The organism is Bacillus cereus group sp. MG16 (genome assembly GCF_040459875.1).
In the GTDB taxonomy this organism is placed as follows: Bacteria; Bacillota; Bacilli; order Bacillales; family Bacillaceae_G; genus Bacillus_A; species Bacillus_A paranthracis.
In genome coordinates this window covers 2,299,588-2,324,876 of the sequence record NZ_JARVHE010000001.1, presented here as the reverse complement: position 1 = coordinate 2,324,876, position 25,289 = coordinate 2,299,588, and the positions used below count along the sequence as shown (strand labels likewise).

The following is a 25,289-nucleotide window of genomic DNA, read 5'->3' as shown; positions in this document are numbered from 1 at the left end:
TTATTATGCTCAAGTTTTTATTTACGTTTTTAATTCATACTATAAATGGTCCAAGATAAATATGTAGCAAATGTAGTCCATAAAAAATACGGGATTAGCAACCATGCCGATACTTTAGATAAATTGGAAGAAAACATAATGAGAAGTAACGTAGTAATAGCGACTAGTAAACAATCTACTGTTGCTAAAAACAAATTCTTTTGGCTAAATTGAAAATAGCTGAACGCTTGATTGAATATATAATTTAAAAGGAATAAAAACCAAAATGTTTTTGGCTTGAATCCATAGTTGTTGTAAATAATTGCAACTGATAATGCAATAAGTCCAAATAATACAGCCCATATCATTCCGATTGTCATACCAGGAGGTGTCCAAGACGGCTTTTCTAACGCATCATACCAAGTACGATCAATAGGAAATAAAACACTAGAAACATAAAACAAACCATATGTTAGTAAAAATACTATAATACTAGATTTTTTCATAAACATTCTCCTTTTTAATAGAAGGTTTTAGAAACTCTATATGATTCGTATGCTCTTTCAATGAATACAACTTTAATACGTAAATAGATATTATAACCTTTACATATCAAATTCATATTGACTCGTGTATTTTATATAAATTCTTTCATACTTTTATATGCACAAAGGGCTCTCTCTCGTGCTGCCTTATGATCAACAACTGGCAAAGGGTATGTATCTCCTAGCTTTATATTGGCTTTTTGTAAAATATGCTCAGGTGCTTCCCACGGTTTATGTATATATTTATTAGGCATATCTCTTAATTCTGGTACCCATTTTCTTATATACTCCCCATCTTTATCAAACTTTTCACCTTGTGTGATCGGGTTAAAAATACGAAAGTACGGTGATGCATCTACCCCACTTCCAGCAACCCATTGCCACCCCATTGTATTATTTGCAATATCAGCATCTAATAGTGTATCCATAAACCATTTTGCCCCTTCTTGCCACGGAATTAACAAATGCTTTACAAGAAAAGAAGCCACAGCCATTCTTGCTCGGTTATGCATAAAACCAGTTTGCCATAGTTCCCGCATTCCTGCATCAATAAACGGATAACCAGTTTCGCCCTTCTGCCATACTCTTAATAACTCCTCTTCATTATTCCACGGAAAATGTTCAAAGTTCTTATTAAGAGGTTTATATACTGTAAATGGATAATGATATAGCAAATAATAAGAAAACTCTCGCCAAATGAATTGACGTATAAAGCTATTCACTTGTTGTTCAAAAAGACTACATTGTTTTTCGTTACTTTTATTTATTAAGTAATGATACATTAGCTTTACTGATATTTGACCAAATGAAAGATACGGTGCCAACATCGAATGAGCATTTTGATTTGGAAAATCCCTTCCTTCACTATAAGAGACTAATTTGCTAGAGAAAAATTTCTTGAATGTTTTGTATGCCCCTTCTTCTGTAGGCTCCCATATTGATTCCATATGAGATGTCCACGGTATAGTCGGCAACAAGTGTAATTCTGGAACAGATAAACTTGCTGGTAAAGAACTTCCCCATTTTATACTCTGCACTTTACTAATAGGTTTAGATATTACCTGCTTTTGAAATGCATTATAAAAAGGCGTAAAAACCTTATATTCAGTGTTATCTTTCTTTTTAATAATCCACGGTTCTAATAATAAATGCGAATTAAATTCCTTACAGGTAATACCTTTATCTTCTAACATCATTTTCATTTTTTGATTAAATTGTAATCTTTCCGGATCATAACAAATATTCCAATATACAGCCGTTATACCTAACTGTTCTATGAGAGAAAGTATTTCTTCCATTGTATTTCCTTTGCGGATTATTAAAGTAGATCCCAATGCCTCAAGTTGCCTCTTTACATCTATTATAGTATGGTGTAGCCACCACTTTGACGCACTTCCTATTGAAAAAGTTTCATCATATACATATAGCGGAAGAACCTCACCAGACTGAGCAGCTTCAAATAGAGCTGGGTTATCATATAAACGAAAATCTTTTTGAAACATAACGATGATTTTATTTTGCATGGCTACCTCTTCTGATTCTTAAAACATAATAAAATGTATTATACAACAGCGATTTATACATAAGAATTAATTTGTCTTTCATAAATTAGTTAACTTGTTCAACTACTTTGTTAGCAGAAACTTTAACAACCGTTTCTTTTCCACCTGTTTTATCAATCATGAAGCCATGAACTTTAACATTAGAAGGTACTAATGGATGATGACGAATCATATCTATACTCTTCTCAATATTTTCACTAACATTTTCTTTTCCACTTAGCCATTCCTCAAGGCTACCACTTGAAAATTCAGGCATGCAATTTTCAAAGAGATAATCTAGTTCCTTGTTATTTTTTATGGAATCACGTTGAATTTGTAAATTAACTACATCTGTTTTTTTATCCTCTATTCCGACAACAAAAATTTCTTCCACATTTTCTTGATAAATAGCAATAATAATAGACCTCATTATATCTCCAAAAGGATGTACAATTACAGAATCACAGCTGTGTATAGTCAACATATTTTCTCGTTGAATGTTAGTTACTTGTTGGATAATAGGCTCTATTCCTTGTTCAATGTCTGTTAACAATAAAACCTTTTTATGCTTTGCATTCATATATAGCACTCCTTCTTCATGATTGTATTTATGAAACTTTTAAGCTAGTAACAATGATTCATTACATGATTTTTACCAGTTTTTCCAGCGTCCCTCTGGATCAATACTTGCAAGTCTGACCCATCCATTTTGAACTTTTTCTCGAAATGTGAAATCCTTATTTAGCAAGCGTTCTATATATTCAATAGGCGCTTGAATTACAATGAGTAAACGAAGTGGTGAGTGATACGTCTCACTATCTGACTGCATAACGGATTGCCAAGGTAAGCCTGATAACAAATCACTTGCATTTCCTTGCATAACACCGAGACCTGCCGTAACGGTTTGTGTTGTTTTGTTTCCACTACCATAATAATGAGGAGCTACAGTTGAAGCGTAATATTGAAGATTGATCCACTGCGCTACTGTTCCTGGTCCCGCTATAATGTTAGCTAATATATCGCCATTTTCATCCTGTTTCCAATCATAATTATGAAGGAAAGCCCTACCTTCTAAGTCACAATCCTGAGTCAATTCACGCTGCCCGATAATAAAAGATGCATTACGAGCTAATCCCCATTCCGGACGTATTTCACTCCAATCTTCTGCAAATCGATGTGCCTCTTTACTCGGATTTTTTATTTCCGTTTTAAAATGAGGTAATTTCATTAAACGCTCTTTATTTGCCTCTTGGCTCACATTTGGCATAATCGACTCAATACAATCAAATGCTTCTTGCGCAGCTTCCGAAAGTTTTGGGACGTAAATCCATTCCAATTCATCCACGGTTGTTTTATGTTCAGCTGCTGCAAAAATGGTGTCCTCAGGAATGTTAATACCTTCGGCAGACAACGCCTCTCTTACTTCTGGAAGATTACATAAAGTAGCGAAAACTTTCGCATTAAACCCTCCCGCTGCTCCGCCACAAGCACCACACTCAAGCGCTGCGGCATAAGGATTGTTCGTACTTTGACTACTGTGTCCACACATTACAACTAAAGGCGCAAATTTTTCTGTCAGTCCCACCATTTTTAAAGCTTGACGCACATAGTTCACTTTTTCTTCTTTCGTAAAACCGATAGGTATCTCACATTTTGTATCATGGACATGATTAAGTGAGAATGTTGTATTAGGTTTTTGTAACATATTTTTACGAAGGTTACGAATGAAGCTACCTACTCTTCTTGGCACAAAACTCCTTGTTATCATTTGTAAACCAAGTAAAGGGCCACTTACCTCAGGTAATAGCATACTTGTCAGTACATTTTTTTTCATCGTCTTAAACGTATAACTTACTGAGCTGTCTATCTTCTTGCGTTGTTTATAATTTTTAAATTCCTTTTCATCCGTGAGTTCTTTTATTTGGTGTTTCGGTTTTAATATAACTGGCAAAGAAGGATGGCTGTCATTACTACCTAGTTCAGTAGTCGCAATTGGTAACCCAAAGAAGCCAGCTATTCCAAACGTTTCGAACGGACCTAATTTTTCTAGATGGCGTCGAAACGGTTCTGAACGTACATCAATACAAAATGCTAATTGAGCTACTACATGTTTTTTATCATTCGTTGCACGTTGTTTAGAAGCGATCTTCTCCCTTAATTGCTCTGCATGCGTCTGTTCCCAAGCTTCCAGCCAAAGTTTCTTGCGAGTATTTTCATCAAAGTGATAAGCGAATGCTAATAATTCGCTTTGTTCAGTGGCAGACATTTGTAACCATTCCCGTGTGGAAATATCCCCCCAATAGATCCAAGAAGCTATAAGTGGGACAATCGAAACTTTTTTCTCAGCCTTTTGATTTTTTAAAGGTAAATAAGGTTTTACAATAGCCAGCTCCATTGAAATTCGAACTGCTAAATATTCTATAACGAGTGCCTGTTCCTTAATTGATTGTTGGGAGCGCCATCGTATCATTCCTGCCCATCCCGGCAAAGAAAGTAAGTGCCCTTCAAGGTAAGCTTGCCTGTTAGATTCAGGAATTCCTAGTTCAGATAATGCTTTTGTTAAAGCTCTCTGGGCATCCTGTGGCCAATCTTTTAAAACTTTACGCTCATTTTTACTGAGCGCTGGATCAAATGTAATAAGGTGATGCCATGCACGATACAAACCTTTCTCTCGGTTTGGCATCGTCCAATTTGATCCAGCGTCATCAAGATATAATTTACACCATTTAATAATATGATAATTAAGAACATCTGATAGATTGTCACCATTTTGATTCTCTATAAGTGAACTGATTGGTTGCATAGAAGAGTCTTCCATACTCCCTGTATTTACATAACTCATTTCCTTTGCTAATTTATTTAATTCTGGCGATGGTAATAAACTAGAAGGTAATCTCTCTAACTTTAAAGCTGCTTGGCAAAAACGCTCTGCTCTCTCTCGCGGAATATGAAAAGATTGTGAATCAAGCCAACGAGACAAGCCTATTTGTAAAAATGATTCCTCAATCTCCCCTTTCACCTTTGCCGAATGAATCATGGGGGCACTAGGATATATATCTACATTACGAGCTTCTTTTAACCAATCTGCAACTTGTTCAAATGATTGTTTTTCAAGTCCCATCCAAGGGTGATGAGCTGCAAAGGTTGAGATAGGCCAAAGTGGTGCAATCACTCGGCTAGCAGATTCAACTAAATCATTCATATTCTTTTCTTGTATTTCAATGTTTGTATCTTTCTTTTTTAAAGTTTCTTTCGTTACGATTGACTGTATGCTCATCACTGATTACCTCCCTTTGATACATCATGTTTCAGATAGCTTGGATGACTTTCTACTGACTTTTGTCTCGCTTCACCTACTCGAACGAACCAAAGATACATTACAGCAAATATTGTAGAAGATTGATTACGAGTAACAAGAGTACTAATAGCACTACCAAATAATAAGAGACTTATAACAAAAATAACGGCTGAAGCTGAAGGTTGAACATTTTGATACATGTCAGTATGCAACCATTTATAAAGAGAGTTATGAACGGTAAAGTAAATGAGAGAAAATCCACTCAAAACAATTAAGCCAGCAATTCTTCCCATTCTTCCCTCTCCAAAAACAACAAGCTGTTTCCATGAAACGTATAATGACCAACCTAAGATGAACGCACTAACGAATTGATACCCCTCTCCAGAAGTCATAAACCAGAAAGCAATTGCTATAAATAATCCGAAAACACGTCCGACTATCATCCATAAATTGGACATCTTTTCATTAGATTGCTTCACTCCCTCAAAACGTTGTACTGAGGAACCAGCTTGTAAAAACAGTGTGGCTTTAAATAAACCGTGTAAAATTAAATGAATAACAGCTGCTAAATAGGCCCCTAATGCGCATTGAATCAGCATAAATCCCATTTGTGCAATAGTGGATCCTACTAGCTGACGTTTATAATCAACTTGGACTAAACTAATTCCTGTACCTATTAAGACAGAAATACTAGAGAAAATGAGTAAAATGATTTGTGCAATATCATCATGAAAAAGTGGCGAAAATCTAGTTAACATGATACCGCCAGCATTTACTAAACCCGCATGCATAATAGCAGAAACAGGAGTTGGCGCAACAGCTGATTCAATTAACCATCTTTGAAAAGGCCATTGTGCTGCCGGAATCATCACAGCTACTATAATCAATAAGTTAATTCCTGTTTTCTCCAATGTTCCAAATTGAGCTACATTTTCATTCGTTACAACTGATGTTAACTGCCACTGTCCAGTTATTTGAAACAGCCAAATGATAGCTGCTAGCAAGGCGATCCAACTTATTGTAAATAAATAGCCAGAGATTTTTGTTGCTTCACTAACTACTTTCCACCCTTTATTTAGACCTATGAGTAAAACCAACCCTATAAGAGTTGCTCCCCAACAAATAATCATGAAACGAAGATCATCGCTTAACCATGCGACCGAAGATACACCTGTAGTAAATGTAAAAAGTGCAAAGTATTTTCGATATGAGCGATCTCCCATTAAGTAACGTACAGAGAAACGCTGAATGATTAAACCAATTGTAAGAACGAAGAAAGCCATGAACCAAGCTAAAGTATCTAAATGCCAAGGCCCTACAACTCTATCTCCATTGTGATTAACAAGTGCAAGTAAAGAAACCAATGAAGGCAAAGCAGCGATACCAATATGGATATGAACAAAACGTAAAGGCATCCTTGCATGTAAAAACAATAATCCACTTAGCCAAGAAGCACTAAGCGCGATAAAAAATAATGTTAACAGTGTTGATGAACTTAGCGAAATTAACATGTAAATACTCCCTTCTAAACGAAAATAAACTGTAAGAATTCCTTTTCATTACGATAATTTTTTTAATTTCAATTTTCATTCACTCTTTTTCGTACATCGTTTTTTTTCCATAAAAAAAACCGACAACTTCCATAATTCAATGATTTTATATCATCATTGAATTATGGAGATTGTCGGTTTCCCTTCAACTAACTTCAATACAGTTTTTTGAAGAGCTCCCATTTTATAGAGGATAGTAATATATGTATTACTCCTATGAAAAATAACAGTATATCTGTGATCTCCTAGATTATGCAATCAATATATCAATTTATGTTATGCGCTATCTTTTAATTAAGAAACTTTTTCATTTAGTCAATATTACATATTAAAAAAATGCTAAAGCCTTAATTATAGCAAACAGTTAAAATAAGCATCTATTAATTTTTAAAACAATTATAAGATAAACCATATTAAGTAGTTTGTCAATTTATTTATCCGTTTTGCGAATCAAAATTCATTATACATAAATAATTTCAAGTTTTCTTGTTTTCTAATCATTACCTTGTTAATAAGATAAAATAAAGTACACAACTTGTAGATTTCTTAATTACCTCACTGCATTTTTAGTGTATCTTCCACTACCCCTACAGTGATTTTAATTTTTAAAATTTCTCCTCAAGATTATGGAACAATTTAAAAATCATTACTCGTTCACCAGTACGAGAACTTATATCCGTATGAAAACTTTTTACTTCTTCTCCAGTTAATTCTAGTATAATCTCTTTCAAATCGTCAATTCCAGATTCAACTAGCTCCGAACGATTTTTCTTTATCGTTAGCATACCGTCTTTCGTTTCGCAAACAGTATACTCAGCCGGTGTTAAAATACCTTGTAAATTTACGATAATCATATCTCGTAATATATCTGTCTTAACGGATATAGACCCGCGTCCTAGGTAGTCCTTTTCCCAGTGCGTAATTGCTTTACTTATCTCCGACTCAATAGAGCCTTTTGAGTTTTTCATTTATGTATCCTCCTTCAATAAAATAAATTTACAATAACAATATAATAATCTGGATTGATTTTATTTTCAATTATTGAAAAGAATTTATAGGGATTGTTGCAAGATATCCTTTCATATCATATTGATTTTTTATATTACAATATGGAATTTTTCAATCATTCTCAACAAGATAATCTTACTATAAAGGCTCTGTTGCATAGATTGCTAAAAAGGTCATTGTGGTTGATAGCGATGGGGCAGGACCCCTATACGTAGTGTAATTGAAAGTTTTTCTTTTTCTAGTTTTGGTCTCCCTATTTTATTCCCCATTTTTTTACTCTCTTCTAATTCTTCTTTTACTCGTTCAGCCTCAATCATTCTGATTTACACCCAATGATTGAAGCTGATTATTCAATTCCATTTACAATTGCTTGTGTTCGATATTGTACTACAACCTTTAAACCTTTTGAACGAAACTTTTTTACAACTTTATCTAATTCCTTTTTTAATTCTGACGACTCTCAGATCTAACTATTTCAATTTCTATAGTTTTCACAGTTACACCGCCTAAACAAAACGGTACAAATTTATTGTGTTCACTATCACTTTGTTTTTCTTTACAATACAATTAATCTATTAAGATTCAAGAATTATACAACAAAAGAGTGACTCCATTTAGAACCACTCTTTTTACCTATTTCTTAAATTCATCCCAATTATAATTGAATTCTTCACTAAAATCACTTGTAACAATCCCTTTGACCGATGAACGTTAAGTAAAAACGGTCCATTTGATAGAACGGTGCTGCAGCTCCATCTTGCAACAAGGGGCACCATGTCAAAAAATCATACATTCAGACACAAAATTGACACATTTCGATTAGTTCCCTGTACGTTAAGAGATTAGGTTGTATATTTGAGAAGATGTACGAGAAAGTTGTGAATTTAGGGTAATATCATATTTTCCATTCAAATATGATAGAATAGAAGTATATCCAAAACGGAGGAATAACAAATGAACTCAAACACAAAACAGTTTATTTATGATATCCAGCAACGAAAGAACTATTATATAGAAAATGCTTTAATAGCAATACAACACCCTAAAAAAGAGCAATCTGAACAGGTCATTCAAAATATAGTAGAGAAGATGGATATGATGATTAGTCTAGTTACTACGTACATGAGGATTGAATCTGGATCTACGAAAGAATTAAAAGAACTTCAGAAAGAAATTATCCACGCTCAAGCATATATCCAAAAACGAAAATTTGAAGAAACACAGAGATAAAACCCTGTGTTTTTATTTGATGCTCTATGACGCTAATCTGTTAATAATCAAATTACATATAATTTGATTATTGTTTTGGCATAATCCATACAATTTGTTGAATGCGTACAATATATGGCACCGTATCTTCAATGAGCAAATGATCGGGTTTCACATCCTTTAATTTCCCTCTTATATTTCCTCTTACAGTTTCAATAACCACATGTTTACCAATTACTGATTGTAATGTCTGATATACATAGGGATTAGGCACACTTACCATATTTTGTTTACTAAAGTCATTTCCCTCCAAATAACTCATTCTATAAGACTCCTTTCTAACTCGCATTCTTTCTCCTAATATATGATGTAAATCTTATAAATATGCTAGAAGGATAATTCATTATATGAACGGAAATAACACTTTAATAAGATACGGTTTCTATTTCTACATTGCTAAAAAATTATTTATATAAAGTTACTTTTACTAGTTAATAGGTGATGATATAGGGATATTTTGAACGTACATCTAGGTTGTTCCTTTCAGGATATGTATCATTTTAAATACGCCCTTTATTAGAATAGTACTCATACTTTTTTTGAGATTCTTTCGTAATACGTGCGTTAAGTAAAATTGCTAACAATAAAAACACTCCATATTTTCCCCCTGTAGCTCCTATGATAATCACACTACTACAAACAAGTACAATTAATAGGATAAACGAAACTAAATAAATACGATCATAATTCTTTGACATCTTCTCGTATTTTATGCGTTCTTTCCTTGCATCCATCTAAATTCCTCCTTTAAATAATCCATTTCACTCTCAAATAAATCTAGCCCTTAAAAAAGGAAACAATCTATCGTTTTAAATAATTAGTTTGTTTTTTATCAACAAATTTATATAACGTAAAAAGAAATCCTACCAATATTAAGCTCTCCACCATGATAATCCCGATCCTCTCCTTCCTTTTAATCCCAACACATCAGATAAAAGTTATGTATATCCCATATTAGCTGCAACAAGCAAAAAGGATCCCCCTTCTCTTAAAGGCCGATCCTTTTCTCCTTGTATGCAACTATTTTTACCTATTCTTGATTAATTAGAATAATAGCTGGTCCATCTACACGAATTCCACCAACTTCGATTTTTTCATAAGACTCAACTGTAATAGAGATGATCCCTTCTCGCTTCTTTAATTCATTACTTAATTCTTTTGTTAACATTTTTTTCATGTTTACACTCCTTCTTACTGCTTAATTTACTATTGGTATGTAAATAAAATTTAAATTGGTTTCCTGGTCTGGAAACCAATTTTTTGTAGTTAATCATATGGTGTTACCAGTTCGTTTATCCATTTTACGTAAAGAAGATAAACAATTACTATTCACCGTCTCAGTAGATATAAGGCACTCTTAAAGATAGTGGTGAGATTGATTGTTTTTTCTTCTAGAAATAATGACTTAGATAGTATAAGCCCTACCTCTCTTTCATCCTTACGGCTCCTTGTCCGTGCCAGTGTGAATCAGGATTGTAAAAATCAAGTGACTATTTAATCGAGTTATTTTGATGAAACTTCAAACGTTCGTAAAAGAAATTTAAAAATAAAAATGGATTAGATTGAAGTAATAACAAAAGAGGTATCTACTCTAAAAGTGAGTTGAAGAAGTTGAATATCTTTGAAATACTTTCCTATTAATACTCATCGTATACCCAGAAAATTCATGATATTTCTGAGGGACGTCATACATTATTTATAATAAATCTTAACAGAAACTTTTTATTTGATTTTCAGTGATTCCTTTAATTAATTCTAGTTCACTAACCAAAAACTTATATGCATCATCCAACAATTTTTTTTCGCTTGTATTCAATGCTTTTTCTTTCTTCATACGCATTAAATCCCGTACAACTTCAGCACCTTCTTGTATTTCACCCGTTTTTATTTTGTCCGTGTTCACTTTATGCCTTTGTTTCCACGGCAGTAATTTACAGGATTCTTCATGGTGAAAAATGTGTATAATGTGCTTTAATGCAAGTATATCAATAACTGGACGTATATTCGAACTCAATATTTTGCCCTTAGGAATCATGATTTGCATATTACTAATGGACATTTTTATGACATAATAAAGTTGCTTTTTCCCTGAGAACTCTTTTTCTTCTATGGCTTCAATTATACCTGCTCCGTGCATTGGATAAACAATGTTATCGCCAATTTGAAACATATAACCCACCTCCATATGTGGTAACCTTCTCAAGCTTAACACATATGTTGTTTTTTATCAAACTTTTAATAATATCACGAGTTTATTTTTGGTGTCAATTACTTTTTTCTTCAGAAGTTAAATTAAGGAAAACAGCCTCAAAATAATAGAGAGCGTTCTAGATTTCAAATAAAAGAAAAGGGAATTCCCACGCGTATATTCTGAAATCTATACTCATTAACGTAGATCCGTTTTTCCTTGAAAACGGCCAAATCGATCCCGTATTTTTTTCAATCTTATATGATACTCTAAAATCTCAATTCTTGCTTTTTCTGCTAGAGGGGCAATTGGTCGTAAGTCTTTTAACCCCCAATACTCAACCACTACATCAAGTACTTGATCAAAATATTGTAGTGGCCCATAGTTTGCTTCTTTTGCAATCACAGCCATTCTATTTTCAAAATCAGGCATGACGGCACCTGGCATTTTAAAATTCCTAATCACATTGGCAATATAGTAGCAATAATTTGGTTCCAATTCTAAATGTGTTCGAATAACGTCTCGATAAAACGCATAATGAAGTGTTTCATCTTTTGCAAGACGGCGTAATAATGTAGCAAGATCTGGATCATGCTTACTTGCCACCTTAGCTACATTATTGTAAAACACCATTGTTGCAAGTTCTTGTAGCGTCGTATACGTCATGGCTTCGATTGGTGTATGAAAATCAGGCTCAAATCCACACTCAACGACTGATTTTCTTAATTCATGTATACGTTTAGGGTTTACACTTCGAGTGAGTAGTAAATATGTCTCTAATAAATTCGAATGCTGATCCTCTTCTGAGGTCCAAGTATGAATAAAGTCTGTAATAACAGAAAGGGAACCTTTAAAAGTTGCAGATAAATACGTTGTAAACCACGGTAAATTCACTTCTGTTAATAAAGCTGTTTCAATGGCCGTAATTACACCAGAAGGGAGAGTAACTTGACTTTCATCCCAAGGAACTCTTTTAAAGTCCATTCCCTTATCCCATGGTAAAAATTCATGATAACCCCAGTCTATCTTCTGCGCTCTTATTTTATGTTGTTCATACAGTTCTTTTAAACGTGGTTCTAATCGGAAATCTAAATCATTTGTTAGCATATAAGTGCCCCCTTTTCTTACCATGAATATTCAGCTTATTTTTATCTCTAAAAATTTTCTACAAATAAATATTACTTTCCTTTTTATTAAATCCAACATAACAAACTTGTAACAAAACTCTTTAAGAGCGTTATATTTTCATAGGATTTTTTTATCAAAAGAGGGACCGTTACATCTATTTTCTTTTTTATAAAATAGATATTGAGGCAAACAATATGTTAGTTAGTCAAAATAAAAACTAACCTCAGTAAATACAGAATAACATTCATCGATAAAGATACTCGTCATGTTGTAAATTTTGGTGAGTGTAAAAAGGTGCATGCCTATAAAGAATCGTTTTATAATAAAGATTGATAGTGTTTTATATACACTATCAACTTATTTAGACGTAAGATTATGATCCAATATATTAGATTAAGCGCTTGAAAAAAATATAGTTGATGAGATAGCCTTAAACGACAATTCCCAACAAGCTTAATGCACATTGGCTATGATGAGTTAGACCAAATTTTGTGAAACAGTATACAAAAAAGGGAAGAGGCGATAAACATGCAGTCAACGGAAGCGCATATGAAGGAAAAACAACGCAGAGAAAAAATAGAAATTATATTTAGTCACAGGGTAAAAGGGGAGAATTTTTTTCACGGTTCTTCCTATCAATGGAAAAACATTGTATATCAAAATTATAATAGGATACAACAAAAAGAGTTGGAAATTGAACAACTCATTTCAAAAATGGAAAAAGAAGGGATCCGTTTTACGCAGCACCGTTCACTCATACACTATCCCGTCATTGATTTCGTAAAATATATAGCTAAGATTTATAAGGAGCCCCTCGAAATAAAATAATCATATTTATAAAAGGTTTATTTCCGGGGATTTTTTTAACTTAAAACCAGGGGTACCGCCCCATTTCCATCAATCTAAAGTTTTATAACACCCCCAAAACGAAATTTTTAGGTTTTATTGTGAAAAAAGCCTATTTATCGTTTTGGGGGTGACCTGTTTTCTTAGGTTGATGGCGATGGGGTACCGCCATCAACCTAAGATTACCCAAAGATCTAATACTGGTCCTAAAGCCATGCCATTGCTTCTCCACGAAGAGATCGTGGAATACATCAATGACAGCCTTTTCTATCGAACTTGTAGCAACTGCCCAGCTGCTTCCATGGAAAATATGTAAAATCACTAAGCATATAGCCCCTGTTATCCAAGTATAAAAATACATTGTCTTTACAAATAATACTCAAACATTTTTGCAACCTTTTCTTTTATTTTTTCTTTTATAGATAATTGGTTGACGTCAGAGGATGTTACTTGCTTTGAATTTTGTAAGTCTGCATTAATCACTGGTTTTATTCTCGAAATATAGATAGGGTCATGAATATAACAGTTCATTTCTTCATTTAAATGAAACGAGCGTGAATCAAAATTCACGGTCCCAACCATCAATACTTTTTCATCAATCAAAAATACTTTACCGTGTAACAACCCATTTTTATAACCATATACTTCCATCCCCTGTTTTAATGCTTTTCGGATATATGGATATGCTGCTTCTTTAACTAATAGTGCATCCGAATGAGGTGAGAATAGAATTTTGACACGGACTCCCCTCTTTCTTGCATCTACTAATGCGTTCCAAATAGTTCTGTCCTTTGGTATAAAATAAGGTGTTAATATAATAATGGATTCTTTTGCTTGTTGAAACAGCATTTTATAATCTTGCCCAAGTTTTTCTCCACTATAATATGCAGTAAATCGTTGCGAGGTTGCTCCCTTTTCCTTTACCGCATTGTGTATTGGAATCGGTTTCCCTGAATTTTCCTTCCAGTCTAATACAAATTGGTGTTCTAAATCTTGAACTCCTTCTCCTCGTATTTGAAGATGATAATCTCTCCAATAACCAAGTTTTTCTTTTTCTCCTAAATACTTCTTTCCGATGTTGAATCCACCAATGTAACCAACCTTTCCATCAATAACTGAAATACGACGATGATTCCGATGATCCAAAGAAGAAAAAAGATATGGGAAAGCAGGTTTATTGTAATATGTAAAATGAACTCCTTTTTTAACTAATAATTCTCTTTCCTTTTTCTTTAGTAAAATTCCACCTAACCTGTCCAAAGCATAGTATACTTCTACACCTTCTTGACTTTTTTTCCGCAATAACTCTAGAAACTGATGGCTTACTTTATCATCAGCAATAGAAAAAAAGTTAACATGCACGTAATGCTTTGCTTTCTCTATATCTGAGAATAGTTGATTGTTTAACTGTTTCCCATCTGTATACAAAGTAATATCACTTTGACGCATAGGGTATTGACTAGAATTCTGGCTAAATACCCCATTTTTTTCGGCTATCGTTCTGTCAATTTCACCCCAAATAAACAGAACTAAACATCCACCGATAAATAAAAAGAGGAACACTTGGAAAATTCTTCTTATCTTTTTCAGCACATTTAATCTCCCTTATATATTATCGTTTTATTTCTGCTAGTTTTTGTTATTGGGACAAAACTATTCCATGCATCTATTAGCTAAAAAAATCCTTCTTTGAATGATTAACTATAAAATTTCTCATTCACATAACCCTAAAATTGGAAATCGTACGATGATAACAAAATAGGCACTCTATATTTTGAAGTACATTTACAAGGAGGAATACTACATGACAGTAAGTACTAAACTTAAACAAACTATCGCTGGATTAAAGAGTGCTCAAGCATGCCTAGAAGGATTTGTTCTTGATACTGATAACAAGCAAGCAAAACAATTATATAAAGGTGCAGCACAACAAGCTCAAGAAATTATTGAATCTTTAAATCCTCGTCTTCAACAAATTGAACATGAAGAGCCTCAGTACAAGTGATAACATAATACCTTTCACATAGAATATCGTCCCCATGGAAGAGTGCCCAGCTTAAATAACGATTATCATAATGCTAATTACGATTAAAGGGTCTCACCATATTGCCATCAATTTAAGAATTCAAAATTACCCCAAAACGAAAAAATGAGTTCAACTCTCATGGACACCTATGAAAAGATAAAATTTTCGTTTTTGGGGCATTTCAAAATATTAGCTTGATTGGCATAGGGGTACCGCCACATACCCATCAAGCTAAAGATGTATATTCCATGCACTTCCGTTCTTGATGCTCACATGCTTGATATTTTTATTTGTTTTTAAAGTTTGCTTTTGATTAAAAGGGAAAATACACGCTATAAAAATAAAACCCCAATTTCTCTATATTAAAATTGAGAAATTGGGGTTTAGTCACGTAATAATATTTTTTATTTAAAACAAGTAACTGATTAATAATCCTGCCGATAATAAGAAGCCAAAAATCGTATTTGTCATCGCTGTTGATTTCATGGCGATGCGCATATACCCGGAATCTTTTGCCCCTTTTTGGAAACTTTGAATGGCAGAGATTGGCTTTCTCAAACCTAGGAACATAACTAATGCCCAGGGGCTTATATAACCCATTAATACAATTACGGCGATCCATAAATAAGCAATGAAAAAGGCTACAGCTAGTGTTACTATTGCTTTTTCTCTCCCAAGGAGGATTACCAATGTCTTTCTTCCACCTTTAATATCTTCTTCGATATCTCGGATGTTGATTGCACCGACTAAAATTCCAATTGGAATAGAAATTAATACACTTTCAGTCGTTATCGTATTCGTTTGAATAAAGAAAGCGATGAGTACAAAACATGTCCCCATTAACAATCCAGAAACTAATTCTCCAAACGGAGTGTACGCAATTGGTAATGGACCGCCTGTATATAAATAGCCAACCGCCATTCCAATTAAACCGATGACGACTAACCACCAGCTACTATTCATACAAATATAAATTCCGATAAGTGCAGCTAGTACATACAATAAAAGTGCGACTGTTAACACATTTTTTGGTTTCAATCCATGACGGACAATTCCGCCACCAATTCCAACAGAATCAGCTGTATCTAATCCACGTTTGAAATCATAGTACTCATTAAATAAGTTCGTCGCTATTTGCAATGCTAAACATGCAGCCATCATCGCAACAAATAAAAGCCAATCAATTTTGGCAACATAAAGTGATGCCACTGTTCCTAAAATTACAGGAGAAAACGTCGCCGTTAACGTATGCGGGCGCGTCATCTTCCATATTAATTTAGCGGAACTAATTTCTTTTTCTGTCCCCATAACTCTGTTCAATCTCCCTACATTTTAAGTATAAATTACTAGCAGTATCTTTCTATCTGTTTTCTGCCACGCATCCATTATAGCAAAAAATGAATTGGTAATAGAACTGTAATGCTCTTGCTTATCTCTCTTAGATTCAGTTTTTCAAAAGAAAATCCGTTGCTCAAATGCGAACAACGGACCTTTTTATATGAACCAATTTAAAACATCCTCAGCAATCTCTTCTGGTCTATCCCAATGCATTAAATGCCCTGTATCTTTGTAAAGCTTAGTCGTAATGTTAATACGCTTCTTAAATTCCGCAATCTGCAATTCTCTTATTTCTAAATAATTATCAGGAAGGTCACAATACAATAATAAAATATCGCTTTTAATTTTATGCGATTTCAATGTTTTATACACCGTATATTGAAACTTAATGACACCTCTAGCGGTATCGCCAGTAGCATGCCATTTCACTTTACTATCTTCTTCTCTCATTAAGTCATAAACCGCACGTTCTATTAATGGTGACCACCTGCTGTAAACCGTTTTTTCTGATTGGATGAACGCTTCTTTACTATCAAAAATATATTCATCAAAATCTTTTTCGTAATGAATGATTTCTTCTTCTAATGATCGCGGTGGACACTCTCCCTCTTTCACATCTTTATATAGCTTCGCAAAATAGGCTGCATTCATTTTTCCATGATGATAACCACCATCTAACAAAACCATTTTATTCACTTTTTCTGGACATGCGGCTGCATAGTGAAGCGCAACGCTTGCTCCCCATGAATGTGCTACTATATGAAATGTTTCTTTTCCTATGTGCTCAAGTAATGCTACTACCCAATTTATTAAATGGGCTGCACCGTAATCTTCATCCTTCTCAAAACTTGATGTTTTCCCATGTCCAGGTAGATCAAACGATACAATATGATAGTTATCCTTTAAAAGTTCCGCTATTTCGATAAAACTTAATTTTGTACTTCCTAAACCATGAAAACAAATGATTTGAGGATTACTTTTATCTCCCCATTCACAAACACTTGCTTCATATTCGCCAAATTCTACAAAAAAGTGATTCATTTTTAATCTCCTCTAATTATTAGATGTAAATTAGTTTGAATGCAAAATTGTTTTTTCAGAATAAATAAATTCTACAAATGTATCCAAATCCCTTTTTCGTAAATAATTTTTATAGAATACGAGAGTTAGAAAGCACCAAATGCTTATCATTTCAGTTAATGGTTAGACTACATCTGCACACCTATGAAATTAATATAGTTTAATAATTGTACTATACGTTTATCATATGTGTGATGTTTCAAAGTTCTATCCAGTCCATTTTTTGCAATACGTTTTCTTTCTTGTACATGTTCCAAATAATACTCCGCTTTTTGTATAAACTCCGATGCACTATTAAAAGTTTCTATTTCAACACCCGGTATGTAATGCTTTCCTACATCTGGGCGTATATCAGTTAATTGAAAAGAACCTACGGCATTAATTTCAAACGTCCTATTATTTACGGAATACGCTTGAATATTTGCAGAGTTACAATTCAATTCCTGATCAATTAGTGAACGATGCAAATTTATATTGATTTTAGTAGATACGTAAAAATGTAACGCATCTTCATACTTTGCAAGTGGCAAGATTTGTATTTTATCCTTTAACCTTTCATAACTCTTTAAATTCTCCCAACCGAAACCTACAATTTTTATATTTTTTTCTGCTAAATACTCTGAAATAGAATCAACAAAGTTAATTCTATTTTCAAATGCGGTTCCTATAAAACTAAGATCATACTTATATGTATCTTCTTTAAGAGAAGGTTTAAACACATCTTGATTTGCTGCTAACGGGAGATGAAATACATTCTTACATCCTATCCCCCTATAAAACTTGATACAATTTAAATCTTGCGTAAATATGTAATCATAATACGGCACAAGATGTTGTGTTACATCCGTATAATAAGGATCATCTGTCAGCCAAAGTCCAGTAGTAAACCCTGCCTTTTTTAAGAATGGCATAATATGATTAAATTCTTCACTTAAACCGCTTAATACCAAAATAAAATCTGGTTTCATTTTTAACGCGGTTTTTATAGCTTTTTCTGGACTCACCATACTTGTATCGCTGTTTACCTTTTGTAAACTATTCAAAATTGCTGCTTCGATCATTGGATAATAAAAAGGAATTCCCGATTGAATAAATAAAATTTTCTTAGGAGTATTGTCTCCCATGTCACTTCCCCCTATTTCTACATAATCAAATCGCACGAAAATTAGCAGTCTTTATTCATTTTCATGAACTCTTACTTTACATGTATAAGCATCGTTTATGTCCATTATGTGGAAGTTACCTCATTTTATAGGTAATGGGATTTGGGAAGTTGATGCTTCTTTTATTCATACCCCTATCATGATGTATCTATATTTTTTATCAGTTACACAATTTCGTAATACAAAGTAACAGCATATGAGCACAAGATTGCGCTTTTTACTCATGCTTCTTTTTATATCAAAAGATACACTTCATATATAAATAGATGAAAAGGAGTAAATAAAATGAATGCATTAGTATCTGCAAGGAATGTGACAAAAATTTATAACAAGAATCAATTACCAGGGCTTAATAAAGTTTCTTTTGATATTCTAGCGGGTGAGTTTGTGGGGATTATGGGGGCCTCTGGATCCGGAAAAACAACTTTATTAAATATTTTATCCACTATCGACACACCTACAGATGGCGATGTTTTTATAAACGGGATTAATATCCAAACGCTTAACAATAATAAATCTGCTGATTTTAGGAAGGATTACTTAGGGTTTATTTTTCAAGAGTATTTTTTACTTAATAGTTTAACCGTAAAGGAAAATATTGCTGTTCCACTTACTCTGTTAAAAAAATCTCCAAAGGAAATTGAATCCACAATAGAAAATTTAGCAAAGCGTTTTGGAATATTTGAGCAATTAAGCAAGTATCCTAGTCAATTATCAGGTGGACAAAAACAAAGGGTTGCAGCTGCAAGAGCCCTTGCAAAGCAGCCTAGTATTTTATTTGCAGATGAACCTACAGGCGCGTTAGATTCAAATTCTGCAACAGAACTACTTCAAAAATTAAAAGAAGTAAATGAGGACCTTCAAACTACAATTTTAATGGTAACTCACGATGCCTATGCAGCCAGTTTTTCTAGTAGAATTTTAATATTCAAAGACGGAAACATTATAAAAGAATTAAAGAAAAATAAACAAAATAGAAAAGAATTTTTTGAAGAAATATTAAAAGAGATCTCTAAAATTGATGAAAATCGATATAACTAAGAGCATGAAAGGAAGATTGAACTGTGGGTTTATTTACAATCGCAAAAAAGAATTTAAAAAATAACTTCTCCTTCTATTCATTCTATTTTATTTCAGTAGCTTTTGTACTGATGGTATTTTTCTCCTTTATCTCTTTTTCCACGAACGACATTGTCATGGAAAAGATTTCGTCTGATGGTAGAGTAGAAACGATGTCAAAAACGGTGGCGATCTTTGTTATGGCATTTGTACTATTCTATATGTCATACTCTAATACATTTTTTATGAAAAAAAGAATGAATGAACTCGGCATTTACTCCCTTTTAGGGTATAGAAAATCAACGATGCTAAAACTGTTAACTTTTGAAAATATTATCATTTGCTTTGCTGCCCTATTTGTAGGAATTATTTTTGGTGCTATTGCTCATAAAGGAATTGTAGGAGCTATAATCAAAATATTAAAATTACAAATCGATACTTCTAAAGTACCATTTATTAACCTTGATGCAGTACTATTCACCTTTGCTTTTATCTTTGCTGTTCTTTTTGTTTTATCTTTATCAAATTGGATTATTCTTCGAAAAAGTTCCTTACTAACTTTAGTACGTATGGAACAAAAAGAAGATAAAAAGATAAAAATCAATACAGTTTTTTCACTACTAGGATTATTTTTCATTTTAATTGGCTATTTCTTAGCAATCGATATTACAAGGGGCACGAAATCTTTGTGGAAAACAATTGGCTTTTCTCCAATCGCTCTCTTAACAATGTTCAGTGTAATATTAGGGACGATCTTCTTTATTCATTCATTTTTACCATATGCGATTCAAAAGCTAAAGAAAAATAAAATATGGTTTTATAAAGAATCCAATATTATCGTCATCCCAAACTTTATATTTAAAATTCGTTCAAAAGCAAAAACATTAATTTTGTTAACCTTATTAACCGCTGGAACTTTAGCTATTTTCAGTTCTACTTTACTGACACTTTACTATCCTGTTGCCGCTACAGAACGGATCGTACCTTCAGCTATTGAGTTTCCTTTAGACAATAAGGACGTAGCCAATAAAGCACTACAAACTGTACAAAATACTGTCGGTAAAGAAAATACAAGATATACAGAAACAACCATTATTAACGGGAAATCTAATTCTAATAATTTACCGAAAGAATATCGTATAAAAAAAGAACATGGATTTGACCTTATCTCTGAGTCAGATTACAGAAAGTTAATACATATTCAAGATAAAAATGTAGAATTTAATCATCTACCTAAAAATGAAAGCATCCTAGTAAAATATCGACCTGAAAAAGAAAATCTAGATAAAGCGAAAATATATACTTTAAATTTAACGCCTACAACTAATATAGATGTTAAAGTAAAAGACACTACATTACTTAATTCAATTGGGTTTGCAAATAGTGTCGGAACACTTATTATCTCAGATCAACTTTATAAAGAAATAAAAGCTTTAGAATTACCCCAAAAAACGATAGTGAGTTTTAATGGATTAGATATGAGGAATAATAAAGCAGTTTATGAAAACCTAGCTCCACTATTTAAAAATAATAGTTATTTTACAAGCAGTTACCAGAAAAATGATTATATTATTCAGCAAAATAGCTCAACATTCTTGCTCATTAGTTTTGTTACTATCATCTTCTTTATTGCAACAGGCAGTATTCTCTATTTCCATAACCTTTCAAGTATGATGGCAAATAAAAATGAATTTATTATTTTAAATAGAATGGGCTATAACAAAAAGAAGATAAAAAGAATAATAAGTAAAGAAATTTTCACCTTGTTTAGCATTCCTTACATAATAGGATTAGCACATAGTATCTTTGCATTAATAACTTATAAGACTGCTTTAATGGATGACCTATTAGGAAAAAGTAGTGCGTTTATATTACCGATTCTTTTTGCAATATTTATTTTTACTGTTGTATATATCGTTTATTATTTGTTAACAAAAAGAGCATGTTATAAAATTATATTTAACAATAAAAAGTAAAAAACTATAAATAAAGCTGATGATAAAAAAACATCAGCTTTATCTGTATGTAATCTAACAAAGGTAAGTGATTTTATGAAAAAGTACTATGAGCAAAAACAAATTTTAATTTTAATTAACCAACTTTGTATGATTATTTTTCTATGCTACGAATTTTCAATAGACAATATTATAGGAACAGCAAAATTACTCCCTTTACTGCTTATAACGGTCATGTCCATTTATGGATCATATATTAGTTTTATCAACTTAAAAAACAATACTCTATTATCACAGTTTTCTAGTTTATTACTTTTTACTTCTTGGCAGTTTTTACTTACACTGAACGATGAACCAATTTTTCGTGCATTCAGTACACTACTAAGTGTATTCATTCTATATAAAATCGTGCAATTTATACTCCTATTCTTTTTCCAAGATTCTATTTATAGTTATAAAAAAGAAAAAGATTGGATTTTACGAGTTACATGTTTACTAACATTAGGTGCATATTTAATAAACGATAGAATATTTTCTGTTCTATTTTCATTTCAATGGCTTATCAGTGTTAGTTGGATTATTTTTCTATTCCTGAAACATAACAAACGAATTAAATTTGTTTTTAAAAGTGAAAAAAAGCATTTACTTACATCTACTACAATTCTTATCTTCCCCTTTATCGTATATGTTACGTTATTTGGGAGAAGTCCCGAATATGTAAATAATTTAGGATGGTACATAATAATTCTGTTCCCCCTATTTAGTATTCATGCAATAGCCTTTAAAAATCATATATCTATGAAACAATATTTCCCCTTAAAAAAAGGTGCAATTGCTTTTATGTTTGTATGCATTTTTATTTTTATGAGTTCACTTGGAGTACTATTTCAATTTAATATGATTACTTATTTCATTTTTATACATACAATTATTTGGTTCATTCAGCTTTATTTCACATTATTATTTCAAGACACAAAAAACACTATCTCCAATTTGAATACAAAAAAATTAAAAACTTTGCCAGACAGTTCGTATGTTCATAACTTAGTACAAATCGTAAAAGAAGAACAATTAAAAAGTGGATTTTCTAATTATTTACATGATGAAATACTACAAGACATATTAGCTGTTAAAAATATGATGAACAAATCTAGTAAAAAAGAAATTCATGACATAATCGTAGCGACACTGGATAACTTAAGTCATACAATACGCATTGAAATGCAGGAGTATCATCCAACTCTATTAAAAACACTTACATTAAAAGAAAATTATCGTAATTTACTTAAAATGATACAAAAAAAATATGAAACGAAACATGTTAATATATCCTTTACGTGTAACGACGACTTGTTTTTAGTAGAACCCTATCACCTTGTCGTATATCGAATATTAAAAGAACTAGTAACGAATGCATTCAAACATTCAAATTGTTCAAAGTTACATTTACATTTAGTACAAGAAGATGGGGAAATAAAACTTGTTGTGAAAGATAATGGCAAAGGTCTAACAACTACCGAAGCAGATATTTTGAATGGTCATAAAGGATTGAATTCGATTAAAGAACAGCTATTTTTATTAAATGGTAAAATGACCATTTCAAATAGTAAGCCTTCTGGTTTATGCATTACTATTATCATTCCTATGAAAGGAGACGATTCCTATAAACATTTTATTAATAGATGATCATGCTTTGTTTGCTAAAAGCTTGGAAATAGCCTTAGAAGATTATCCTAAAATAGATGAATTCCGTTCATTACAAAATGTTGAAAATGTCGTTACAATTATCAATCAGTTTAAACCAGATATTATCTTATTAGATATTAATTTAAGCAATATAAGTAGTGAAGATGGTTTAGAAATAGCAAAAATAATTTTGGATAGTAAATGTAATACAAAAATTGTTATATTAACCGGTTATGATTTACCTGTTTACCAGTATGAAGCTCAAAAACTAGGTGTAAGTGGTTTTATTAATAAAAATATTTTACCTGAAATATTGGTGAAAGTATTACATGACATTAATAAAGGCGCATCTCATTTTCCAACCCCTACAGAAACAATTGAAGAATTGACTCATACTGAAAAACAAATTTTACAATTACTATGTGATGGCTATAAGCGCAAAGAAATTGCTTCTATGTTATACGCTAGCGAACGTACAATTTCCAATCATATTCAGCACGTATTTGATAAATTAAATGTTTCATCTTCTTTAGAAGCTGTCACGAAAGGGATAAAATTAGGTTATATTCAGCCTACTTATCATTAAAGAGCCTACTCAAACGAGTTGGCTCTTTCTTCTCTACTTATTAATGAAGACAACCTTTCTCCCCTCACTCTATAAACTTCCAAATGTTCTTCTAATTTCCTCTTATCACTTATTACACTTAGTGTTTTCTTCACAAAATTCCAATTTAAACTACCGGATAACCATAGTAACGAAGAAAGTCTTTTGTAATCATTTGATGTAACAATATTATGAGCCTTATACCCTTCTAAAAATGCACTAGCAACACTTGAACATACTTCATGCGAATGTATTCCTTCTGTTCGAGAATACCACTTTAGTAAAAAGGCTAGTCCTTCAATACGATCAACATATCCAATCGATTCGACATCTACAATTCCTTTTACCTGCTCACTTGAGTCCCATAAAACATTCAAAGGATTTAAATCTGTCTGTACGATAAACTTTAATTCACTCGTATATGCACACTCTATATGATATGTAGCTAGCTTTATATACTCCCGTAATTCTTTGCATGCGCTTGCCTTACTTTCTAACATATGAATAAACTGGGCATACCCATCCAAATGTGATTTCTTTTGAAAAATCGAGCTTTGAAATGCGCAAGATATGTCATGAATCTTTCTTGATTCCTTTCCAAAGGCTTTTGCGATAGCTTCTGTACAATGTGTAATATGTTCTCCCTCAATCCAATTAGACAAGACAAATCTGTATTGTTCCTCATTCCAAGCGACAAGTGTAAATGGCTCTCCTGCCCTATTCTTATTTATCTGCATAAAAGGAATTCCATGTTCGCGTACATAATACGTAAACCATACTTGCTCTATCAGTTGTTCGTTTGATAACGCTCCAAAAGCTGGATTGATTGTTCGCTTGCTATTTATAAATCTTGCGGAATACCGCTTTCCATTTACGATGATTTTATAGTGTAAATCTGTATGCCAACTGTTCTTATGTAATTCTTCTTCCACTGCTAATGTATGAATTTCTTTAAAATAATTTATTAATACGTCTTTTATTATGTGTTTCATCCTATTCTCCTTACATGTAAAAATCCTCGATGAT

At 32.5% G+C, this 25,289-nt stretch carries 23 protein-coding genes and 1 pseudogene; 7 read left to right on the top strand and 17 right to left on the bottom strand.

From position 1 onward, the window contains the following. Positions 1 to 29: 29 nt before the first annotated feature. From QCI73_RS11925 to QCI73_RS11895, 7 genes and pseudogenes are all read right to left on the bottom strand, one after another. The gene (locus QCI73_RS11925) at positions 30 to 485 is read right to left on the bottom strand and encodes a TspO/MBR family protein (protein WP_000749746.1); all 456 of its coding nucleotides are present in this window, start codon (positions 483 to 485) and stop codon (positions 30 to 32) included. Positions 486 to 616: 131 nt separating this feature from the next. After that, positions 617 to 2,047 (bottom strand): cryptochrome/photolyase family protein, encoded by a 1,431-nt coding sequence (locus QCI73_RS11920; RefSeq protein ID WP_353822982.1) that lies wholly within the window; start codon positions 2,045 to 2,047, stop codon positions 617 to 619. A gap of 85 nt (positions 2,048 to 2,132) precedes the next feature. Further along, on the bottom strand, positions 2,133 to 2,645 hold the full coding sequence (locus QCI73_RS11915; protein WP_262725915.1) for a carbonic anhydrase: 513 nt from the start codon (positions 2,643 to 2,645) through the stop codon (positions 2,133 to 2,135). Between the two features lie 72 nt (positions 2,646 to 2,717). Continuing rightward, a complete protein-coding gene (locus QCI73_RS11910; RefSeq protein ID WP_353822981.1) occupies positions 2,718 to 5,342 on the bottom strand; it encodes a DUF2309 domain-containing protein in 2,625 nt (874 codons plus the stop codon). Next, positions 5,342 to 6,874 carry an NADH dehydrogenase subunit 5 gene (locus QCI73_RS11905; RefSeq protein WP_262725913.1) on the bottom strand — a complete coding sequence of 511 codons (1,533 nt, stop codon included), beginning with the start codon at positions 6,872 to 6,874 and terminating at the stop codon, positions 5,342 to 5,344. The genes QCI73_RS11910 and QCI73_RS11905 overlap by 1 nt, the downstream gene beginning before the upstream one ends. A 644-nt stretch (positions 6,875 to 7,518) precedes the next feature. Then, positions 7,519 to 7,881: a Na-translocating system protein MpsC family protein gene (locus QCI73_RS11900; protein WP_000798157.1), complete on the bottom strand. Its 363-nt coding sequence runs from the start codon at positions 7,879 to 7,881 to the stop codon at positions 7,519 to 7,521. A 246-nt stretch (positions 7,882 to 8,127) separates the two neighbouring features. Continuing rightward, positions 8,128 to 8,241: pseudogene (locus QCI73_RS11895) on the bottom strand (recombinase family protein); the annotation flags it as partial. Positions 8,242 to 8,875: 634 nt separating this feature from the next. Between QCI73_RS11895 and QCI73_RS11890 the strand changes: the two are divergent. Beyond that, positions 8,876 to 9,151, top strand: coding sequence for a hypothetical protein (locus tag QCI73_RS11890; protein ID WP_353822980.1), 276 nt, complete (start codon positions 8,876 to 8,878; stop codon positions 9,149 to 9,151). A 67-nt stretch (positions 9,152 to 9,218) separates the two neighbouring features. On the opposite strand, the gene QCI73_RS11885 is transcribed toward QCI73_RS11890, so the two are convergent. From QCI73_RS11885 to QCI73_RS11865, 5 genes are all read right to left on the bottom strand, one after another. After that, on the bottom strand, positions 9,219 to 9,452 hold the full coding sequence (locus QCI73_RS11885) for a YuzF family protein (RefSeq protein WP_000120818.1): 234 nt from the start codon (positions 9,450 to 9,452) through the stop codon (positions 9,219 to 9,221). 238 nt (positions 9,453 to 9,690) lie between these two features. Continuing rightward, positions 9,691 to 9,924 (bottom strand): hypothetical protein, encoded by a 234-nt coding sequence (locus QCI73_RS11880; protein ID WP_000340034.1) that lies wholly within the window; start codon positions 9,922 to 9,924, stop codon positions 9,691 to 9,693. A 296-nt stretch (positions 9,925 to 10,220) separates the two neighbouring features. Then, on the bottom strand, positions 10,221 to 10,367 hold the full coding sequence (locus QCI73_RS11875) for a BC1881 family protein (RefSeq protein WP_000738548.1): 147 nt from the start codon (positions 10,365 to 10,367) through the stop codon (positions 10,221 to 10,223). A gap of 531 nt (positions 10,368 to 10,898) precedes the next feature. Further along, positions 10,899 to 11,360 carry a CarD family transcriptional regulator gene (locus QCI73_RS11870; RefSeq protein ID WP_000486297.1) on the bottom strand — a complete coding sequence of 154 codons (462 nt, stop codon included), beginning with the start codon at positions 11,358 to 11,360 and terminating at the stop codon, positions 10,899 to 10,901. Positions 11,361 to 11,576: 216 nt separating this feature from the next. Beyond that, the gene (locus tag QCI73_RS11865) at positions 11,577 to 12,485 is read right to left on the bottom strand and encodes an acyl-ACP desaturase (protein WP_000957102.1); all 909 of its coding nucleotides are present in this window, start codon (positions 12,483 to 12,485) and stop codon (positions 11,577 to 11,579) included. A gap of 549 nt (positions 12,486 to 13,034) precedes the next feature. Here QCI73_RS11865 and QCI73_RS11860 point away from each other — a divergent pair. Continuing rightward, entirely contained in the window at positions 13,035 to 13,334 is a 300-nt protein-coding gene (locus QCI73_RS11860; protein WP_001191994.1) for a hypothetical protein, read from the top strand. Positions 13,335 to 13,718: 384 nt separating this feature from the next. On the opposite strand, the gene QCI73_RS11855 is transcribed toward QCI73_RS11860, so the two are convergent. Then, the gene (locus tag QCI73_RS11855; RefSeq protein ID WP_353822979.1) at positions 13,719 to 14,945 is read right to left on the bottom strand and encodes a phospholipase D-like domain-containing protein; all 1,227 of its coding nucleotides are present in this window, start codon (positions 14,943 to 14,945) and stop codon (positions 13,719 to 13,721) included. Between the two features lie 211 nt (positions 14,946 to 15,156). Here QCI73_RS11855 and QCI73_RS11850 point away from each other — a divergent pair, with 211 nt between their 5' ends. Continuing rightward, positions 15,157 to 15,357 (top strand): DUF1657 domain-containing protein, encoded by a 201-nt coding sequence (locus tag QCI73_RS11850; RefSeq protein WP_000218931.1) that lies wholly within the window; start codon positions 15,157 to 15,159, stop codon positions 15,355 to 15,357. Positions 15,358 to 15,786: 429 nt separating this feature from the next. Here QCI73_RS11850 and menA read toward each other — a convergent pair whose 3' ends face one another. From menA to QCI73_RS11835, 3 genes are all read right to left on the bottom strand, one after another. Next, a complete protein-coding gene (gene menA, locus QCI73_RS11845; protein ID WP_353822978.1) occupies positions 15,787 to 16,686 on the bottom strand; it encodes a 1,4-dihydroxy-2-naphthoate polyprenyltransferase in 900 nt (299 codons plus the stop codon). A gap of 186 nt (positions 16,687 to 16,872) precedes the next feature. Beyond that, on the bottom strand, positions 16,873 to 17,757 hold the full coding sequence (locus QCI73_RS11840; protein WP_262725910.1) for an alpha/beta fold hydrolase: 885 nt from the start codon (positions 17,755 to 17,757) through the stop codon (positions 16,873 to 16,875). 167 nt (positions 17,758 to 17,924) lie between these two features. Then, positions 17,925 to 18,920, bottom strand: coding sequence for a CgeB family protein (locus QCI73_RS11835; protein ID WP_262725909.1), 996 nt, complete (start codon positions 18,918 to 18,920; stop codon positions 17,925 to 17,927). 324 nt (positions 18,921 to 19,244) lie between these two features. Here QCI73_RS11835 and QCI73_RS11830 point away from each other — a divergent pair, with 324 nt between their 5' ends. The 4 genes from QCI73_RS11830 (at position 19,245) to QCI73_RS11815 (ending at position 24,245) form a co-directional block, all read left to right on the top strand. After that, a complete protein-coding gene (locus QCI73_RS11830) occupies positions 19,245 to 20,000 on the top strand; it encodes an ABC transporter ATP-binding protein (RefSeq protein ID WP_262725908.1) in 756 nt (251 codons plus the stop codon). A 23-nt stretch (positions 20,001 to 20,023) separates the two neighbouring features. Beyond that, positions 20,024 to 21,994, top strand: a complete 1,971-nt coding sequence (locus tag QCI73_RS11825; protein WP_353822977.1) for an FtsX-like permease family protein — start codon at positions 20,024 to 20,026, stop codon at positions 21,992 to 21,994. 75 nt (positions 21,995 to 22,069) lie between these two features. Further along, positions 22,070 to 23,659 (top strand): ATP-binding protein, encoded by a 1,590-nt coding sequence (locus QCI73_RS11820; protein ID WP_353822976.1) that lies wholly within the window; start codon positions 22,070 to 22,072, stop codon positions 23,657 to 23,659. Then, positions 23,637 to 24,245 (top strand): response regulator transcription factor, encoded by a 609-nt coding sequence (locus tag QCI73_RS11815; protein WP_353824107.1) that lies wholly within the window; start codon positions 23,637 to 23,639, stop codon positions 24,243 to 24,245. The genes QCI73_RS11820 and QCI73_RS11815 overlap by 23 nt, the downstream gene beginning before the upstream one ends. Before the next feature lie 5 nt (positions 24,246 to 24,250). On the opposite strand, the gene QCI73_RS11810 is transcribed toward QCI73_RS11815, so the two are convergent. Next, a complete protein-coding gene (locus QCI73_RS11810) occupies positions 24,251 to 25,255 on the bottom strand; it encodes a phosphotransferase (protein WP_353822975.1) in 1,005 nt (334 codons plus the stop codon). Positions 25,256 to 25,289: the final 34 nt, after the last annotated feature.

Bases quoted from the DNA above. Each gene is read 5' to 3' on its own strand.
- QCI73_RS11925 (WP_000749746.1), bottom strand. From the start codon at position 485: ATGAAAAAATCTAGTATTATAGTATTTTTACTAACATATGGTTTGTTT.
- QCI73_RS11920 (WP_353822982.1), bottom strand. From the start codon at position 2,047: ATGCAAAATAAAATCATCGTTATGTTTCAAAAAGATTTTCGTTTATAT.
- QCI73_RS11915 (WP_262725915.1), bottom strand. From the start codon at position 2,645: ATGAATGCAAAGCATAAAAAGGTTTTATTGTTAACAGACATTGAACAA.
- QCI73_RS11910 (WP_353822981.1), bottom strand. From the start codon at position 5,342: ATGAGCATACAGTCAATCGTAACGAAAGAAACTTTAAAAAAGAAAGAT.
- QCI73_RS11905 (WP_262725913.1), bottom strand. From the start codon at position 6,874: ATGTTAATTTCGCTAAGTTCATCAACACTGTTAACATTATTTTTTATC.
- QCI73_RS11900 (WP_000798157.1), bottom strand. From the start codon at position 7,881: ATGAAAAACTCAAAAGGCTCTATTGAGTCGGAGATAAGTAAAGCAATT.
- QCI73_RS11890 (WP_353822980.1), top strand. From the start codon at position 8,876: ATGAACTCAAACACAAAACAGTTTATTTATGATATCCAGCAACGAAAG.
- QCI73_RS11885 (WP_000120818.1), bottom strand. From the start codon at position 9,452: ATGAGTTATTTGGAGGGAAATGACTTTAGTAAACAAAATATGGTAAGT.
- QCI73_RS11880 (WP_000340034.1), bottom strand. From the start codon at position 9,924: ATGGATGCAAGGAAAGAACGCATAAAATACGAGAAGATGTCAAAGAAT.
- QCI73_RS11875 (WP_000738548.1), bottom strand. From the start codon at position 10,367: ATGAAAAAAATGTTAACAAAAGAATTAAGTAATGAATTAAAGAAGCGA.
- QCI73_RS11870 (WP_000486297.1), bottom strand. From the start codon at position 11,360: ATGTTTCAAATTGGCGATAACATTGTTTATCCAATGCACGGAGCAGGT.
- QCI73_RS11865 (WP_000957102.1), bottom strand. From the start codon at position 12,485: ATGCTAACAAATGATTTAGATTTCCGATTAGAACCACGTTTAAAAGAA.
- QCI73_RS11860 (WP_001191994.1), top strand. From the start codon at position 13,035: ATGCAGTCAACGGAAGCGCATATGAAGGAAAAACAACGCAGAGAAAAA.
- QCI73_RS11850 (WP_000218931.1), top strand. From the start codon at position 15,157: ATGACAGTAAGTACTAAACTTAAACAAACTATCGCTGGATTAAAGAGT.
- menA (WP_353822978.1), bottom strand. From the start codon at position 16,686: ATGGGGACAGAAAAAGAAATTAGTTCCGCTAAATTAATATGGAAGATG.
- QCI73_RS11840 (WP_262725910.1), bottom strand. From the start codon at position 17,757: ATGAATCACTTTTTTGTAGAATTTGGCGAATATGAAGCAAGTGTTTGT.
- QCI73_RS11835 (WP_262725909.1), bottom strand. From the start codon at position 18,920: ATGGGAGACAATACTCCTAAGAAAATTTTATTTATTCAATCGGGAATT.
- QCI73_RS11830 (WP_262725908.1), top strand. From the start codon at position 19,245: ATGAATGCATTAGTATCTGCAAGGAATGTGACAAAAATTTATAACAAG.
- QCI73_RS11820 (WP_353822976.1), top strand. From the start codon at position 22,070: ATGAAAAAGTACTATGAGCAAAAACAAATTTTAATTTTAATTAACCAA.
- QCI73_RS11810 (WP_353822975.1), bottom strand. From the start codon at position 25,255: ATGAAACACATAATAAAAGACGTATTAATAAATTATTTTAAAGAAATT.